At 42.1% G+C, this 16,505-nt stretch carries 17 protein-coding genes; 4 read left to right on the top strand and 13 right to left on the bottom strand.

Features of this window, described 5'->3' with window-relative positions; genetic code table 11:
• Positions 1–319: 319 nt before the first annotated feature.
• The 3 genes from UH38_RS00200 to UH38_RS00190 are packed head-to-tail and all read right to left on the bottom strand — an operon-like array spanning position 320 to position 2,688.
• Entirely contained in the window at positions 320–994 is a 675-nt protein-coding gene (locus UH38_RS00200) for a cyanoexosortase A system-associated protein (protein WP_045052601.1), read from the bottom strand.
• The gene (gene crtA, locus UH38_RS00195; RefSeq protein WP_045052600.1) at positions 991–1,875 is read right to left on the bottom strand and encodes a cyanoexosortase A; all 885 of its coding nucleotides are present in this window, start codon (positions 1,873–1,875) and stop codon (positions 991–993) included. Before crtA ends, UH38_RS00200 begins: the two co-directional genes overlap by 4 nt.
• Positions 1,876–1,908: 33 nt before the next feature.
• On the bottom strand, positions 1,909–2,688 hold the full coding sequence (locus UH38_RS00190) for a cistern family PEP-CTERM protein (protein WP_144405598.1): 780 nt from the start codon (positions 2,686–2,688) through the stop codon (positions 1,909–1,911).
• Positions 2,689–3,351: 663 nt separating this feature from the next.
• Here UH38_RS00190 and UH38_RS00185 point away from each other — a divergent pair.
• Complete coding sequence (locus tag UH38_RS00185; protein WP_052672198.1) at positions 3,352–4,890, top strand: tetratricopeptide repeat protein; 1,539 nt, start codon at positions 3,352–3,354, stop codon at positions 4,888–4,890.
• A 73-nt stretch (positions 4,891–4,963) separates the two neighbouring features.
• Here the strand turns inward: UH38_RS00185 and UH38_RS00180 are convergent, their stop codons facing one another.
• The 4 genes from UH38_RS00180 to UH38_RS00165 all read right to left on the bottom strand — a co-directional run bounded on the left by UH38_RS00180 (position 4,964) and on the right by UH38_RS00165 (position 9,043).
• On the bottom strand, positions 4,964–5,569 hold the full coding sequence (locus tag UH38_RS00180; RefSeq protein ID WP_045052598.1) for a hypothetical protein: 606 nt from the start codon (positions 5,567–5,569) through the stop codon (positions 4,964–4,966).
• Positions 5,570–5,667: 98 nt separating this feature from the next.
• On the bottom strand, positions 5,668–7,335 hold the full coding sequence (locus UH38_RS26580) for a hypothetical protein (protein WP_052672197.1): 1,668 nt from the start codon (positions 7,333–7,335) through the stop codon (positions 5,668–5,670).
• 277 nt (positions 7,336–7,612) lie between these two features.
• Entirely contained in the window at positions 7,613–8,593 is a 981-nt protein-coding gene (locus UH38_RS00170) for an SPFH domain-containing protein (protein ID WP_045052597.1), read from the bottom strand.
• 15 nt (positions 8,594–8,608) lie between these two features.
• Positions 8,609–9,043: an NfeD family protein gene (locus UH38_RS00165; RefSeq protein ID WP_045052596.1), complete on the bottom strand. Its 435-nt coding sequence runs from the start codon at positions 9,041–9,043 to the stop codon at positions 8,609–8,611.
• A 330-nt stretch (positions 9,044–9,373) separates the two neighbouring features.
• On the opposite strand from UH38_RS00165, the gene UH38_RS00160 reads away from it, so the two are divergent.
• The gene (locus tag UH38_RS00160) at positions 9,374–9,598 is read left to right on the top strand and encodes a ferredoxin-thioredoxin reductase variable chain (RefSeq protein WP_045052595.1); all 225 of its coding nucleotides are present in this window, start codon (positions 9,374–9,376) and stop codon (positions 9,596–9,598) included.
• Here UH38_RS00160 and UH38_RS00155 read toward each other — a convergent pair.
• Positions 9,595–9,825 (bottom strand): hypothetical protein, encoded by a 231-nt coding sequence (locus UH38_RS00155; RefSeq protein ID WP_045052594.1) that lies wholly within the window; start codon positions 9,823–9,825, stop codon positions 9,595–9,597. The genes UH38_RS00160 and UH38_RS00155 overlap by 4 nt on opposite strands.
• 263 nt (positions 9,826–10,088) lie before the next feature.
• On the opposite strand from UH38_RS00155, the gene UH38_RS00145 reads away from it, so the two are divergent.
• Positions 10,089–10,508, top strand: coding sequence for a hypothetical protein (locus tag UH38_RS00145; protein WP_045052592.1), 420 nt, complete (start codon positions 10,089–10,091; stop codon positions 10,506–10,508).
• Here UH38_RS00145 and UH38_RS00140 read toward each other — a convergent pair whose 3' ends face one another.
• Positions 10,509–11,447, bottom strand: a complete 939-nt coding sequence (locus UH38_RS00140; protein WP_045052591.1) for a ribonuclease Z — start codon at positions 11,445–11,447, stop codon at positions 10,509–10,511.
• Positions 11,448–11,603: 156 nt separating this feature from the next.
• On the opposite strand from UH38_RS00140, the gene UH38_RS00135 reads away from it, so the two are divergent.
• On the top strand, positions 11,604–12,737 hold the full coding sequence (locus UH38_RS00135; protein ID WP_045052590.1) for a SpoIID/LytB domain-containing protein: 1,134 nt from the start codon (positions 11,604–11,606) through the stop codon (positions 12,735–12,737).
• Between the two features lie 108 nt (positions 12,738–12,845).
• Here UH38_RS00135 and UH38_RS00130 read toward each other — a convergent pair whose 3' ends face one another.
• From UH38_RS00130 to UH38_RS00115, 4 genes are read right to left on the bottom strand one after another with little or no spacing between them, the layout of a single operon-like run.
• A complete protein-coding gene (locus UH38_RS00130; RefSeq protein ID WP_045052589.1) occupies positions 12,846–14,138 on the bottom strand; it encodes a hypothetical protein in 1,293 nt (430 codons plus the stop codon).
• A gap of 51 nt (positions 14,139–14,189) precedes the next feature.
• The gene (locus tag UH38_RS00125) at positions 14,190–14,594 is read right to left on the bottom strand and encodes a GFA family protein (protein ID WP_045052588.1); all 405 of its coding nucleotides are present in this window, start codon (positions 14,592–14,594) and stop codon (positions 14,190–14,192) included.
• A 7-nt stretch (positions 14,595–14,601) separates the two neighbouring features.
• Positions 14,602–14,952 (bottom strand): hypothetical protein, encoded by a 351-nt coding sequence (locus UH38_RS00120; protein ID WP_045052587.1) that lies wholly within the window; start codon positions 14,950–14,952, stop codon positions 14,602–14,604.
• The gene (locus UH38_RS00115; protein ID WP_045052586.1) at positions 14,949–16,433 is read right to left on the bottom strand and encodes a CIA30 family protein; all 1,485 of its coding nucleotides are present in this window, start codon (positions 16,431–16,433) and stop codon (positions 14,949–14,951) included. Before UH38_RS00115 ends, UH38_RS00120 begins: the two co-directional genes overlap by 4 nt.
• Positions 16,434–16,505 lie beyond the last annotated feature (72 nt).

Here is a 16,505-nt window from a genome sequence, read left to right as displayed (position 1 = left end):
CTTATCAAGTTTTTCTAGGTATCGAATGAAACCTGACTTGATAATGACAAAATATTTCGTTGAACGCCTTTATCCGCAGCTATTACAGCAATTAATATTAATTTTTATAAATTATTTTGACTATTTTCAGTAATGGGTAAATAATTAAATAACTTTCGTTACAGAAAACCCCAGCAATTTTACTGAAAACCCTAATTTTTAGCACAACATAGTTGTACTGATACTATATTATACCATAGACATAGATAAAAAGAAATAGCGATCGCGTATGGTTGATGCGATCGCCAAATCAAAATCGTAATTTAACTGTCAACCTTGTTTACAGCGGCGGAAAGCGTGGAGTCCACCATTGCGAGAGGGAAATCCAAGTGGTTTCTAGCTGCCGATAAGCTGCTTGTGGGGTTACAGCCCGATTTAAGGGCATAGTCAGATGAGTCCACAGACAGCGGCGATCGCGCAAATCGCTTTTAGCAGTTAGCCACAGTAAAATATTACTCGGTTGGAGGTCGTAGGTATTGCGATTGTGCAAAAACTGTTTGCGGGTGACTGTACTTTCGCCTTGGGGGTTGATACAAGCAACCAGGTGAGCAAAGGAGCGATCGCTCAATAGTTGGTAGTAGCCAATCCCTTTTTGATAGCGTACCGCAGGAGCAAGCTGCTTGCTATCTATGGGAATAGCAGTATAGTTTCTCATAAAAAGTTGCTCGTCGCCGCTAGTGCCAACTAAATAATGCATATTTACATCTAGTTGGTAGCTATTGCGGGTATAGCGATAACTCTTGCTCTTAGATAGCAGTTGCTTGGCTTGAGGAGCTTGAGTCTTTACTGGTGTAGGATTTACTTGAGGCTGCCACCCAGATAAAGGTACAGCAGCAGGAAAAGTATAAGCAGTAGGTTTACCTAGTGTTGGATCGGTGACTGACTTAGCAAAAATCGAAACTAACCCGACAAAAGCGATCGCCAGAAATGGAGTACGTAGTTGTTGCCAGATCATATTTGTTTTAAGCTTGTAGAGCTTAAATCTGCCGAGCTATCCTGTTGCAGTAGGAAACGACAAAGTAGCCCAAAAATGAAGATAGAAATTAAAGAAAATATCTGCGAGCCGTCCCCTTCATGCCAGTAGTCAAACGTTGCTGCATTGGAGAAGGCAACCAAAAGTGCCATCAAAGCAATCCGAAAGCCATTGACAATAAATGCTATAAATACGGCGACTATAGGGAGAAAAATCTTCTCAATCGTCTTAGTGGGAAACATCACTAAAAACAGCACTGACAGTTTAAACATCATCAGCATCGGAATCAAACCCGAACAGCCAGAATAGACTTCTACCGAACCAGTAGGCAAGATGATATTAACTCCCTGAAGCTGAACGTTAAAACCGCTATACCACAGAAGATAATAGGAAAATTGGGCTGCGATCGCATTTAGATCGACAAACTTTTCAGCCAGTGTTGCTACTAATACTTGAGGAAGTACCATTATAAAAATGACCATCGCTTCTTGCCCGTATTGCTTTAGCCCTTTAAAGCCAGAAGCCAACAGCCCAAGACCTAGAAAAGTAAACAGGGGTGAAATTTCTACTAAGATATCGTTAGGAATATGTACAAACATACTCCTAACTAGGAGCGAAAACATCAAAGCTAAACCGACAAGGCTAGAAATTGGATCGCTTTGCAGTTTTAAAGTTTGATGTTTTCTACTTATCAATAGCAAAAAAACCCCCCAGCAGACCACACTAATGCTCGTTTTGTCGATGTCACCATCAAACTTGCTGACGGCATTAATGTGGATAGCAATTAAAGCTGCTGTTACCCCCAGCAGCCAGAGGTTAGGCTTAACTAACAAACTATTTAAGCCTAGGTCAGTTACTCTCATGAGCTATAATCCGCTGAAGTTATGAGTGCCGATTTATTCGGTAATAGACTTTGATTTGCGCTTGAGTGTGGAAACTGCACTGATAGCACCAAAAGCTATGATGCCTAAAGTAGCTGCTGGTGTAGGAACTTCACGAGGCTTACTTGCCGATAGTTCATAGATACCTTCAGAAGTATGAAACTTAACTGGAAAGGTCTGTAAAGTTACAGTGGGGTTATTCCCGTATTTACCTGCAATGTCAAGTCCAAAAATATCTTTATCACCTGCTTGCAAGCCATCTTTGACAGCTCCACCAGCACAGTTGCTCTTGGAACCAGTTTTGACTGTATTGATACAAACATCAATGTCTTGGTATCCTCCAGGAAAGTATTGCTTTCCAGTTTCTACATAAGCGTACTTAAATACATCGCCTTTGGATTTGAAGGAAACCTTGTTAGCGTTAGGACTGACACCTAACCCTAAATTTGTTAGTGCTGCTCGGAATGAGTCATCTGTACGATTGAACAGTACAGTATCTAAGGAAAGGTTTGAGCTAGTTAGCTCAGTTACCTTGAAATATGCTTTCGCTTTGAGCGGTTGAGTAGTAGCACCTTTTAGAATCCAGTAGGTACTGAATGTTTTACCAACATCAGCACTGGTAATTCCTACAGTATAGGGTGCTTTGTTCGCATGGATGCCAGGCGCAGAGTCGGGATTTAACGAACCGATAGTAAAAGCATTAGCTGGAGTAGATACTCCATATACAGCAGCAAAACTAGCAGCGATCGGTAGAAGCTTGCGGGCGGATTTGTTGGTGAAAATTGTATCCATCATGATTTGATTGCTCTGTTGTTGTCTAGAAAATTAGGTCAAAGGAAGAAGGTTTGAGTCAGCTACATAAATTTTTGTAGTCGCTCTTTTTACTGGACAGAACTTGGCTATTGGCTTGATGTTCTGCTGTTTGGGCAATTGGATTAGCGATGTATCTAATCGATGTAAATGCACAACCATCATCTTTCGCGTAAGTAACTACTAGCTTTGATGATGAATAACCCTGAATGTTTTACCCCTGCAAACCCAAGTTCGGTGCGAACTGTTTTGCTTTTAACTAAGTTGAAGCAAATTAGACTGTACCTCTACTTCCAACGTATGCTCGTTTTTTGTATCGCGTATCAGTAATTTCTACAGTGTCATAGATAACTTGTGTATAGGTGTAAAATTGATAAATTAATCGTAAAGAAATAATGAACTTGTCTGGAAGGAGTAAGTATTGTCAGCTAAAGGCTTTGTGGATATTACTTTAGAGTGATATTAAGTAAATTTACTAAAACAGCTTACGTAATACTACTGAGATAAATACCTGATATTAAAGCTTTTATAAATACTATTGTTTCATAGTCAAATTGTGATATTAGCTAAGTTTGGGGAAACAGTCTTTAAGTAAAAGAAAGCGATCGCCCAAGAGCGTAAATAGCTGAGATATAGTGGAAGCTAGTATTGCCAGCGCCAAATATAGAGCCATCTCATCTCGACAAGGGCAAAGAACAAGCGCATCAAGGAAACTACAAGAGAGCGATCGCAACTTTTAGCCAAGCGATCGCCCTAGATCCGTATTTAGCCGAAGCTTATTATCGTCGAGGACTAGCTTATGCGAACATAGGCAATCTACACGCAGCCGTCTTTGATTATACAGAAGCATTAAAACACGACCAAAGCAGAATGGAGTTTTACTTTGCGCGTGCTTTTGGGCGTTTGGAGTTAAAAAATTTCTCTGGTGCTTTGACAGATATCCAATCGGCAATTAGTTGCAACTTTAACTATGCACCCGCTCATCAACTCAAAGGGACAATTGAGACCAAGTTAACGATGTTTCCAACTGCAATTTCTAGTTTCAAACACGCGGCGCAATTATATTTGGCAGCAAACGATAAGGAAAGTTGCCGTAATTGTTTGCAAAAAATTGAGAAACTGCAATTTTCGACTGCGAAAATGCAAGAAAAAGTGCAACAACAGCCAACACAATTACTGTCTCAAGAGCAACTCTTAACGCAGATTCTACAGCAGGCAGAAAAGGGAGATTGTATAGGAGCCTTGCAAGCTTTAGATTGGGCAATTCAGGTAGACGATAAAGATGCAAAAGTGTATTGTTGTCGCGGGATTGTCAAAAGTAAAATGGGCAACAAGCAAGGTGCGATCGCTGATTTCAACAACGCTTTAGAACTCAATCCTCAAAACGCGATCGCGCTACGCAACCGAGGTAAACTACGCTTTTTAGTTGGCGATTGTTTGGGCGCGATGGGCGATCTCAACCAAGTTTTACACATCGATGCTCAAGATGCTATGAGCTACGTAGCAAGAGGCGATGTTTGTATGGCGATGGGCAATTACCAAGGTGCAATTAGCGATTTTTCTCAAGCGATCGCCATAAAACCCGATTACCCCGAAGCTTATTTAAGTCGCGCTCAAGCTTACGCTCATCAAGAAGAAATGCAAAAAGCAATTAGCGATCGGCAAATAGCAGCTAGTCAATTTTGTGCCAAACAAGACTGGGATAACTACAATAAAACTCTAAATCAATTAAAACAATTTCAGTCGCCTAGCTTTAGAGCAGATACCAGCAATTTAGGTAACTTTGCTTTTTTGCAAACATACGAGCCGCAGCTAGCAAATTTAGCAACATTAGCCGAGCAATATTACACCAACGATCCTGTCACTTGTTTGATGAAACTGCGACAATTTGGCGAATTATTAGCCCAATTAGTTGCTAAAAAAGTTGGCGTATATTTGCTGCCAGAAGAACCGCAACTCGATTTACTCAATCGCTTGCACTATACTGGTTATTTGCCTGACGATATGCATAGAATGTTTCAAGACATTCGCCGCGAGGGAAATCGAGCCGCACACGATCGCACAGGCGATCGCCGCCTTGCTTTAAAACAGCTTAAATCTGCTAGAGAATTAGGTATTTGGTATTGTCGCAGTTTTGATAATGCTTTTATTACGCCAGATCCTTTTATCCCACCATCTGAGCCTTAGCAGTTTTTCCTATTTGCCCAGTAGGGTGCGTTGTTTGCAACGCACCTTACAAGATAGGCGATCGCACTATAGGTTACTTAGAACATTTACGCTCAATTACAGCTTTGGCTGTAGTTGCCCATGTGTAGTAGTCTTTGACCACTACATCGCCGTAAAAAGTATTAACCTCATTGAAATAGTCATTAAGTGCATGTTGCATCCATAGATTTTGCCTTGCCCAGTCAGCTAAATATTCACCCCATGCGCCCATAGCAAAAGTCCAGATACTACCGTCATTAAGTGTAAGCAGACAGTCGCAAGCGAATTTTGAGCCATCTAATACCATGTACGTGTCGTCTAAAAAGTGAAACAGTTTGGTTTCAAAGTTTTTAATTTCATCAGAATAAGCCTTAACTTCTACATAATTTTCTATGAACTCATCCCAATCATTAGCTGCTAAAGCTAGCATTTGTGTTGCATCAACAGGTGGTTGTTTGGGAATTAAATCTAAACCCCAAAGAGCATGAAACTCGTCATAATGAATGAATACACCATGAGCTTGTTCTTGTTGTTTCAATATACCTACAGCAGCATCTAAATCGTCTTTGCCTTCAATAATATTGTAAACTGCATTGACAAAGGGTATTTCTCTATTTAACTCTACAGGTATGGGCATTTTGTTTGTAGGATTTGATGGCATTTAATTGACTCTTTTTATTTAACTATCAGTTAGTAAAATTGCAGCTATTGGCAATTTTACTAACTCAACTACTAAGTTTCGGAAAATTCAACGAATAATCATTTAGGTGGGACAATCACACGAATAGTTTTACCTTGCAATGTGACTCTAAAGCCTTTGGGGTATGCTCCTGGTATTCCTTCTTGACCTTTTATCTTGCTTGGATTTATGCCTGCTATGGGTGCGAGCTTGTTATATATACCTTTGTCTTGAGTGGCTAAAGTTGGTATAACTCCTGGTTCGGTCTCTGCAAAGAAAACATCCGCAACAATATTCCGATCGTTTACACCTTTGGGGGGTTTGTTCCCTACACCATTTTGTTCTAATTCTTGAACTAATTTTTGGTACTCTGGGCTACTCCGCTCGGCGGTAGTAGGTACTTTTTCATAGGGTGATACATAATTTTGTATTTCTGTTTCCACAATGTCGTTTACACGGATGTCTGCGCCATTAGATTGTTGTTGCTTAACCCAATTAAAGGCACTTTGCTGTCCGTTATCTAAATTTTGCCCTATAGCTGCTTTATTCAAGGCGATCGCTATTTGAGTATCTATAACTACAGAGTCTTGAGTTAAGGGTGCAGGCGCAGAATTTTCTGCTGGTGGCGGTGGTTCGTCTGGTGGAGGCGTATTAGGCGCGGGCGGTGGGTCGGTATTGTTTGAAGGAGGAGGGGGTGTAGGCGAAGGGCTAGGTGTTGGTGAAGGTGAGGGAGTTGGAGAAGGGGATGGACTTGGTGAGGGTGTAGGGCTAGGAAACGGATAGGGTAATGGACTAGGTGATGGGGAAGGAGATGGCGATGGATTTGGGTCTAAGTCAGGGTAAGGACTAGGAACAGTCCAAGATCCAGGAATCTTTTTGGTTAGGCGATCGTCTTCTGGTGTTGTTGGGTCATCAAGAGGCAGTCCTGGTAAGACAATTGTAGGAGCATCAAGCCTATCGCCTGGAGCTAATCTGCCGCCTTCGGGCATTGATTTAATAAACTCTTGCCAATCAGTTTCTTTGAGTGTTGTCACCGCGATACTACGCTTTTCGGGCGACCAATCCTGCCAAGGTAAAGAAGGTGGATTACCTCCAGTATCAGGTTGTCCATCCATTCTCAACATCCCAGCCAACTTCATCTTGCCAGGAGGAGGAAACCAAGGTCCATAATTGCAGACTTGTCTCTCACTACGATATCCATCTGCTGTTAGCACATCCATGAACCAACAGCCTTGATTAAATTGGTCTAAAGCCTGCCTAAAACCCAGAAATTGAACTGGTCCCTTTAAATCTGTGATTCCAGCGCCTACTCTATGAGCTAGATCGTAAAAAGAGGCATAGCCGCTACTATCATCACAATATTCAAGCTGAAAACCATAAGAACTCTGTAACATCTGGCAGTTCCAAGAGCTTACAGCAGTAGCTACAGCCCAATACGAAACTCCTGGAGATTGTCCGCCAGTATAAGGTGCACAAACCTCATCAGTTGGATAAGCTTCACAATACCTTTGCCTAGCTCTTTCTTGAGCTTGTCCATTCTGTAACGATTGCCATATATGATAAGCAGCAATGCCAGCTAAACGAACGTCGCCTACAACGGTGACTCCAGCAACAGCTTGTGAAGTAGCGGTCGCTCCGGCGGCTGTAGTTGCACTAATTACTACCGTGCCACCTGCTTGTGCTGTGGGAGTAGCAATTACTGGCGCTAGCTCTGAGGCGATCGCACCTGCACATTGAGGCTGTTGCAAACAACTATCTACGCTCGATAAAAATGCCCAAGCGGGTCTGTTATGGATATTTGTAAGAGCAAATAGTAAAGCAAATGTCCAAATTCATTAGAATTTGGACATTTGAATTTTAAGGTGCGATCGCATTGTTCTGACTCCTAACACTGCTGTATAGCAACTAGATTGCCTCGCAGGAATCAAAAATGAGTGCAGTATAAGTACGGGATTTTACAATTTATGTATAAAGATTATTTACGTTAGTATATTTCTACTAACGTAACATAACCTTATCTGCGAGCTAAGATTGCTGCAAGCCGTTTTCTGACTTCACTTCTACCCCATTAGAGACAATACTACGCATTCCTTCTAATGTCGCTGGAATGCTGCGCGGGTCTATAAACATCACTTTACTACTGTCGCTGCTGCCAATTTTTGTCCCCATTTCTAAATAGTGTTGGGCGATGAGAAATTGCAACGCTTCGCGGGCGTGAGCATCGGTTTGCAAGGTTTTGGCGACTATTTGCAGGGCTTCTGCGGTAGCTTGCGCCTTTAATACTTGCTGTTGGCGTTCGGCTTGGGCTTGAAGAATAATTGTTTTTTGTTGCGCCTCTGCTTGCAATATTGTTGCTTTTTGCCTAGCTTCAGCGTCTAATAGTTGTGCTTCTGCTTTACCTCTAGCGCTGTTGACGGCTGATTCGCGATCGCCTTCTGAAGTCAAAATCGATGCCCGTTTGCGTCTTTCTGCTGACATCTGCAATTCCATCGATTCTTGTACGGCTTTAGATGGAATCAAATCGCGCAGTTCTACCCTCGTCACTTTTACGCCCCAAGGATCGGTCGCAATATCTAAATCCCGCAAGAGAATTTCGTTAATTTGCGATCGCGCTGTAAATGTCTCGTCCAATTCTAACTGTCCCATTTCCGCCCGAATCTGCGTCAATACCAAATTCACCATCGCCGATTTAAGATTTTCTACTTTGTAGTAGGCTTTCTCCATATCGACAATCCGCCAATAAACTACCGCATCTACAGTAATTGATACGTTATCGCGGGTAATACATTGCTGCGGCGGAATATCTAAAACTTTTTCTCTAATTGTTTCGCGGTACACAACTCTATCGACAAATGGCGCAACAAAATTTAATCCTGGTACTAATTTTTTGTTATAACTCCCCAATCTTTCTACTAAAGCTTCATTTCCTTGATTGACTACTTTAACTGTACCTGCTAGCGCCGAACCACCTAAAGCTAAAAATACTAATAAAAATAATTGTTCCATTTTTTTATCCTCAAACTAAGAATGCAATAAGTTTTCTGGGACAACAATTAACGTAGTTCCTTCTCTCCTTACTACATAAACTTTTTGATGAGGTGCGATCGCACAACTAACATCTTCGCATCGCGCCCGCCACGAATTTCCTTCATAAATTACTCGTCCTTCCTTACCAGCAACAATCTCAGTTAAAGTCTCTGCTATTATTGCATCTCTAATTTTGTTGCCTTTTTTGGCTTTTGGTAAAAATCGCCGCGATAATAATACCAAACTTGTAGAAAAAACTAACCACAAGACAACCTGCAAGCTCAAATTAGGAATAAGCAACGATACTAGCGCCACTAAAAATGCACTAATGCCCATCATAAAAGCAACAAAAGCTGTAGGCAAAAACAGTTCTGCTAAACAAAGACCTGCTCCTGCTATTAGCCACACCAATGTAGGATTGACAAACATTTTGATATTTGGGGCTATTGGCGATTTAAATCAGTAGTAAAAGTAACTGCTAACTCAATTGTTCTCGATCGCTCTTAGAAAATTGCCAGTTGATTTAAACCAATATATTCTAACCTTAGATGCTTGAATTGTAATATTTGCTGGGAGTGAGGATAGCGATCGCCAATCATATACGAGCAAAATTTAATTATTTCTTTATCTATAGCTACTAGCTAGAAAGTTGTGCCAATATAAGACACCCTTTATGCAAGAATAGAAAGATTGTTTAATTAGCACTTTGAATAAAGACTTGCCTTTGGGCAGGTTGGAGAACTACTAGGTTACAGGTTTATGAAAGTTGGCGATAAAGTTCGTGTTAAAGAATCAATAATTGTTTACCATCACCCAGAGCATCGCAGTCAAGCTTTTGACCTCAAAAGCTCAGAAGGAGAAGTTATCGCCATTGTAACCGAATGGCACGGTAGACCAGTCAGTGCTAATCTGCCGATATACGTCCAGTTTAGTAAAAAATTTAAAGCCCATTTGCGGGAAAATGAACTAGAACTGGTATCTTAGCGTTTTTTCCCACCGCGAAACCAACTTAAAATATTAAGCTCCCCGCGCATCTGCTGTAATTCTTGGCGGTGGCGTTTGGCTGTATCGTAGTACCACGCACAGTAAGTATTGAGGGCGTGACGCGATCGCACTTCTTGGTAAAATTGGCTAGTAGTTTGGTACGCAGCAAACGTATCTCGAATTTGCGCCGCAGGTATGGGGATAATGTGTTGCAGTTCTTCAGACATAGTTTAGTTGGGGTGTGGGGGCGCGGCGACATTGTGAAGGAGAGATTGGGGGTGGAAGGATTCCACCCCCAATCTCTGGGATCTTTAAAGGATGAATCCTTCTTCCCAAAAAGGCATCACCGTACGGGAAAAAGAAAAATGCAAGTGGGCTATTCTGCAATTATAGCGATCGCTTTAGCAGCAAATATCTAGAAAACGCTACCATATAGCTGAGCTCGATTCGCAAGTTTTCAGTGCTTGCATTCAACGAGACAATTTGAAAAATGGCATCTGAACAACAAGTAAAAAAGTATCTTGCTTACTGGTTTCTCCTAGGGAAAAAAGTAATAATTGGTGGCAATCAAGGTGTATTGCCTCAACCTGTAATGCAGGGCGAAAGCTACAGTCAAGCATTTGAGGATTGCTGGCAACAAATCATCTCATCGGCTGCTGGAAATAGCTACTTGCAAGGTACGAATGAAACTATTGGCGAACTGCTTACAGGTAAATGGGATATAACTCCTTGTGCTCGTTGTAGTATGCCCGTACCAATGATAGATATCGGGGTTTCCTCTTTAGATTGTACTTGCAACGATCTTACCAATTGGCCCAACTTAGATTTGCCCAAACCGCGATCGCCTGTCAATAATCAGTCACAATTGACTAATATCCGCGATCGCGTCCAAAATAGAGACTTTAAGTAGTTACAAATCTCTTCTTCTCGGTACTTCGTAACTGAAAAAGTCATAAGCCATTTGTGTATTGGGAAAAATGGCGCGGGCTTCTGATAATAAATCTTTGAATTCTATCGGGTTTCCTGGTGCGTAGCGCGGGCTAAAGTGAGTCATAATTAACTGCTTTGCCTCGGCTGCTAATGCTGTTTGCGCTGCCATTGTAGAAGTAGAGTGCAAGCGCTGGAACGCGAGTTCGGCATCTTGGTGGGCAAATGTTGCTTCGTGAATTAGTACGTCAGCATCTTGGGCTAGAGATACAGCATTTTCACAATAAACAGTATCAGTACAGTAAGCAATCTTTCTCCCTACTTCTGTTGGTCCGCACAAATCTTTGCCATCAATTTGTCGCCCGTCTAGTAAAGTGACTGTTTCCCCGCGTTTTAGCTGCCCGTAAACTCTGCCAGGGGGAATAGCGAGGGATTTGGCTTTTTCGATATCAAAGCGCCCTGAACGGTCTTTTTCGGCGATTCGGTAGCCAAATGTAGTCACGCGATGGTGCAAGCGATCGCAGCTTACGATAAATTCATCGTCTTCATAAACGACTCCTGGCTGCACTACATGGACTTGTACTGGATAAGAAAAATGAGTATGGGAATAACGCCGACAACCTTGCAAATAGTCTTCTAAGTTGGGGGGACCATAAATATCAACTCTAGTTGTATTTCCCGCTAACCCACAAGTAGCTAAAAGTCCCATCAGCCCGAAAATGTGGTCGCCATGCAAATGAGTAATAAATATGCGGGTAAGCTGACCGATTTTTAACTCGCTACGCAGAACTTGATGCTGAGTTCCTTCTCCACAGTCAAATAACCACAACTCGCCGCGTTGGGGTAAACGCAACGCCACGCTGGAAACATTGCGCGAACGAGTAGGTACGCCAGAACTTGTTCCTAAAAATGTAATCTGCACTTGGTAATAGTTTTGAAAACGAAGTTTGAGTTTTAAGTTGTTTAGTAGACAACTGTAGGTTTTTGACTGCCAATAACTGGTTAATTAGCTTATAGTAATTTATTTGAAGACTGCTACTTTACACTTATTTACACCTCTGACTGGAGAAAAGCCTAAATGAACTGCCGCTTGTTACTAGCTTATGCGATCGCCCAACTAACAAAACGTCACTGGTTGCTGACACTATTGCTATGGTTGGCGCTGGTTACTCCGGCGCAAGCTGCTGTAAAACTGCGAGTTGCAATTGAAAAGGGTGCAAGCCAGCTAAAAGTCGGTAGTTCGACAACGGCTGTAGTTCAAGATATTTCAGGACGCAAACTCGGACAAATTGCAGCGATGAATGCCTTTTATGCCGTACCGAGTGAAGGAGGTGTAGTATTGGAGACAATGCGCTCTGGTGCAGTCAGAATCTTGCCTTCTGGTAATGGTTATGTATATATAGGCGATCGCTGGTATCGGGGTTCGACTTTGGTAGTTCCTACCGATAAAGGACTTACAGCAATTAATAATGTCGATCTCGAACAATATCTCTACAGTGTCATAGGTAGTGAAATGAGTAGCAGATGGCACATAGAAGCACTGAAGGCTCAGGCTGTTGCCGCTCGGACTTATGCTATCTATAAACGGGAAAACGAACGCAACGCTCTTTATGATGTTAGCAATACTCAAGCTTCCCAAGTTTATAAAGGTTTAGTTAGCGAATCTAATAGCACTCAAGCAGCGGTAAAGGCAACTAATGGGCAGGTGTTAACTTATAATAATCGGCTGATTCTGTCAGTATTCCATGCTTGCTCTGGCGGACATACAGAAAATGTTGAGGATGTATGGTCAGAAACCTTACCTTACCTGCGTGGAGTGCAAGATTACGACGCTGATGTATCTCAATGTCAGTGGGCGAAAAGCTTTACAGGCGAAGAATTAAGTCAAAAAATTTCTGGAGTGGGTAATGTAGTTTCTATTACCCCAACCCTTAGCGCATACGGTAGCATTAAGAGCATGAAATTTGTAGGCGATCGCGGTACGCGGGAGTTAAAAGGGCAAGCAGTACGCAATGCTTTGGGCTTAAGAAGTACGCGCTTTACTATTACTGCTGAACCTACAGGCTTGCGCTTTGATGGGCGTGGTTGGGGTCATGGTTTAGGTATGAGTCAGTGGGGCGCTTATAAGTTGGCTGGGCGGGGCATTAACTACAAGCAGATTTTGGGGCATTATTATCGCGGTACTAAATTGACGACGATTAAAACAAAATAATCTGCTGTATGCAATGTCGCCATTTATGTAGAGACGTTGCACTGCAACGTCTCTACACGCAAAATTGCAACGTCTCTACACGCAAAATTGCAACGTCTCTACACGCATTCATTGGTTTCCTGATTCCCGTAACCTGCGCTGCCATTCGGCATCAATTTGGGCTGAATTTTCGATTTCTTGGTCTAGCATATCGGTTTCGGTCGTGTAGATTAAATCGTCTTTGCTAATAACATTTTGGGCGGCAAATTGCTTTGCATAGTTGATTTTATTCTTGACAGCCGCATCCGCTAGTAGCAGCGAATGTTCTTGACGTTTGGCATTGCGATCGCTAATCTTGGCATTACGCCATTTCAAAAAGAAGTAACGTACTAAAGGTACGCCTAAAAAGGCAGTTCCATAGCCCAGTAGTAGCCAGTATATTGCCTGGGCAAAACCAACAATACCTCCAACTGCTACAGTTCCATCTGCCAATAAACCGCCCAGAAATAACGCGCCTACTAAATTCAGTACGCCTAGCCCCGCACTCATGACAAGTTGACCCGAACTTGCCTCGCTAAAACGCTGCGGAAGTTCTTGCAAATAAGGTGGTACAGGTAAAGCCCGTCTTCGAGATGCAGTAGTTTGCAAATCTGGAAATACGTAAACAATATCCCCTTCTGGGCTAACTTGTGGTTGCCCGTTGAACTTAGTTAGGACGGGTAGCATATAGTCTTCGTATTCTTTTGCATATCCCGTACCAATATCATCTAAATAAGGAGCAATTTGTTCTGCTACTACTGCACCTTGATGGTTGCGAATTACTGCGGCGATTTGTTTTTGGCGGCGTTCTTCTAAGTCCGCATTGGGATTACCGTCACCAAATAAAAATGAAAAGATGGCTTCAAAGAAATTTAACTGACTATCTTCTTGGCGGTGTTCTTGGTATCGTCTATCGTAGTCTGGAGAGAATACCCCATACCAATTGGGACCAATCCAGAAGTAGGGCATGAAAAAGCCACCACCACCATAATCGCTATCTCTATTATTGTCGCTACTACTTTGATTCGCCGCTGTAATGATAATAAAGATGGTGATAAATATCAGCGCAATTGACGCAAGTAGTAAAACTCCGAAGGAAAGCCGAATCAGGTAAAACAAAACTCGCCAGACTTTCTTCCACCAGGCTTGCAACCGCAATCGCAAAAACTTATTGCGTAAAATCGCCCGCAAGTTTTTGGGAAATAGATAAACAATTTCCCCTGAGTCGGCTACTTGCATATGTCCGCCCACATCTGTCGCCAGCGCTAGCAGCCCTTGCCCAGCTAAATTGACATTGAAGCCTGCTTGGGTAGCAACATCACCTACAGTAACGCGATACCCTAATTGTTCTACCGCCTGCATAATAGCGGGATTTGGAGCCATTGCTCTTCCCTCAAGCGAAATTACTCTTTCTTCTAGTATAAAGTTCTATCTCTAGTCAGTTGGCGTGTTCGCCGTACTTTCTTCGCCATGCAGTTTGTGGATATTTTGCTCCCAATTTGCGCCATCGAAAGGCACTATCTCAAAACGGGATATTGGCTCGTCGCCATCAAGACAGCGGACGTTGATGCTAAAACCATTAGGATGCGATCGCGGCGTGTAAAAACTATGAATACCACAAATTCGGCAAAACGTATGTTTGGCAACGCCTGTATTGAATGTATAGGTAGTTAATACATCTGCGCCTTGCAATAAGGTAAATTTTTCTTTTGGCACTATTAAGTGTAAAAATCCTTTTTTCAGGCAAATTGAGCAGTTGCATTCGTCGGCTTTATGCTTATCTACAACTACCTGAAAACGTACTGCGCCACAGTGACAACCGCCTTCGTATTTTTCCATGTTAATTCTACTTTCTTTGTGCTTCTAACTTAGCTACACGAGCTTGCAATTTATTGACTTGATCTTTGGTTTCAATTACTAAAGTTGCCAAGCGATCAAACATTTCTGCCTGACTTAATTGGGGCTGAATGCGTCGATTATTTCTGGGTGGAGATGGGCTTGCTGGCGCTCCTGGGTAGGGAGTTCTAGTAATTTGACTAATTTGAGACTCTAAACGATTTAACCGCGATTCTAGCCCATTAATATCTACCTCTAAAGCGCTAATGCGCGAGTCTTGGGCGGTAGCTACTGGATGGAAAGTAGACCAAAATGCGATCGCAACTATTACCGTCAAACAAAATAGTAAAACTTTCCTCATTTGTCTGGATGCAAAGATGCAAATAAATTTTCCCAATTATTATCAATATTGCTACTTTCTTCTGCTTTGACTTCAAAAGTAACGTTACAAGCTTTTGGTTGTGCTAAAGCTTGAATGCATAATTCAGCTATAGAGTCGCGGCTGACTTTTCCTCTGATATTATCCCCTTGCTCAAATATTAGTTGCTGTACGCCAATTTCTTCAGTTAAAGCGCATGGTCTAATAATTGTATAAGGTTTTCCACTCGCTCTCAAACTATCTTCCCCGCGCAGTTTCCACGTCAAAATACCACCTAATCGCTCGTTCATTCTTACGGCTGGCGGTTCTTCTTCTAGGTTAATACCAGGACGATTTGGGCGCGTTACTCCAGCAGAACTAACTAAGACAAATTGAGGCAATATCTCACCTCCACAAGCTTTAATAGATTCAACTTGCAGCGCAAAGCCTCCAGGCGTAAAGTTGGGATTTAATTCGCCATCGTATTCAAATTTACTTAGCATCAATTGCAAGGAGCAGATATTTTTGCTATCAATCTCCTCTCCTGTTTTCAGAGTCTTTGCCCGAAAGACTGGAACCATTTGGCTGAAGGGAATACGTACGCTTATCCAAGTATTGCTAATAGTATCAAAGGAATAAGAGTAAGCAACACCATCCCATTTTGACTCTGTACGCAAAAGAAACTTATATCTATTGCCATCTCCCTTAACGCGCAATTCTACTCCTTCATATTTAGATAAATCCAACAGCGGAGTCAGATTTTTGGTTCTAACGGATACAAAACCGCCAGAATTTTGCGTAGAGACATTACCTGTAAATAAAGCCGCACCGTCTATCAATCTAATTTCGCTTTCGCTGACACCGCCCATAACAACATCATCTACTGCGCCCCAGGTATTTTTTAAGTCGTTGGACGGTTGCCAAAAATCAAATAAGAGTTGTTCTGTAACTGGCTGTAAATAGTTGACAGCAGCTTGGACGAGATTTTTTACTCCGTTATACTCAACATTTTCTGGAGTATCGCCGACAACTTCTGGCTCATAAAATTTTATGCCTTGATTATATTTAGCCCTATCTGGTGTATCTCCCTCTTTTGGCTGTACTCTAACGGCTGTACAACAAATGACGGCTTGAACATTTGCCATTAGTTCGGGCGTTAAGGTTGCTTGTTTGGTTATGTCGCCGACAAATAATTCTGTATTGTTACCAAGAATTGCTTGGGCTTTATCTTTGTCTCTTACCAAACTACGCACTTTGTAGCCGCGTTCAAGCAAGCGCTGTACTACTCGCTTACCAACACCGCCAGTCGCCCCAGCTACTAATACTACTCCCACGCTTTTACCTCTAGATAGACTGCTTTCATTATCCTTGGCGTTACCTGGGATTAACTTTTGCAGCCAGCTAAAAAATGGAATAATGTCAAAATAAGCAAGGGTTTGGATAAATCTACCAGCATCCCATCGAGAGCGATTTTGTTGCGTCATGATTCTCCTTATTCAGCTTATATCTATTGTGCTAGTATTTGCCAGTCGCTAGTTCGATCGCTAATTTAATAA

Source organism: Aliterella atlantica CENA595 (genome assembly GCF_000952155.1).
Classification (GTDB): domain Bacteria; phylum Cyanobacteriota; class Cyanobacteriia; order Cyanobacteriales; family Chroococcidiopsidaceae; genus Aliterella; species Aliterella atlantica.
The sequence above is the reverse complement of the archived record's forward strand: the minus strand, read 5'-3'. Positions and strand labels throughout refer to the sequence as shown.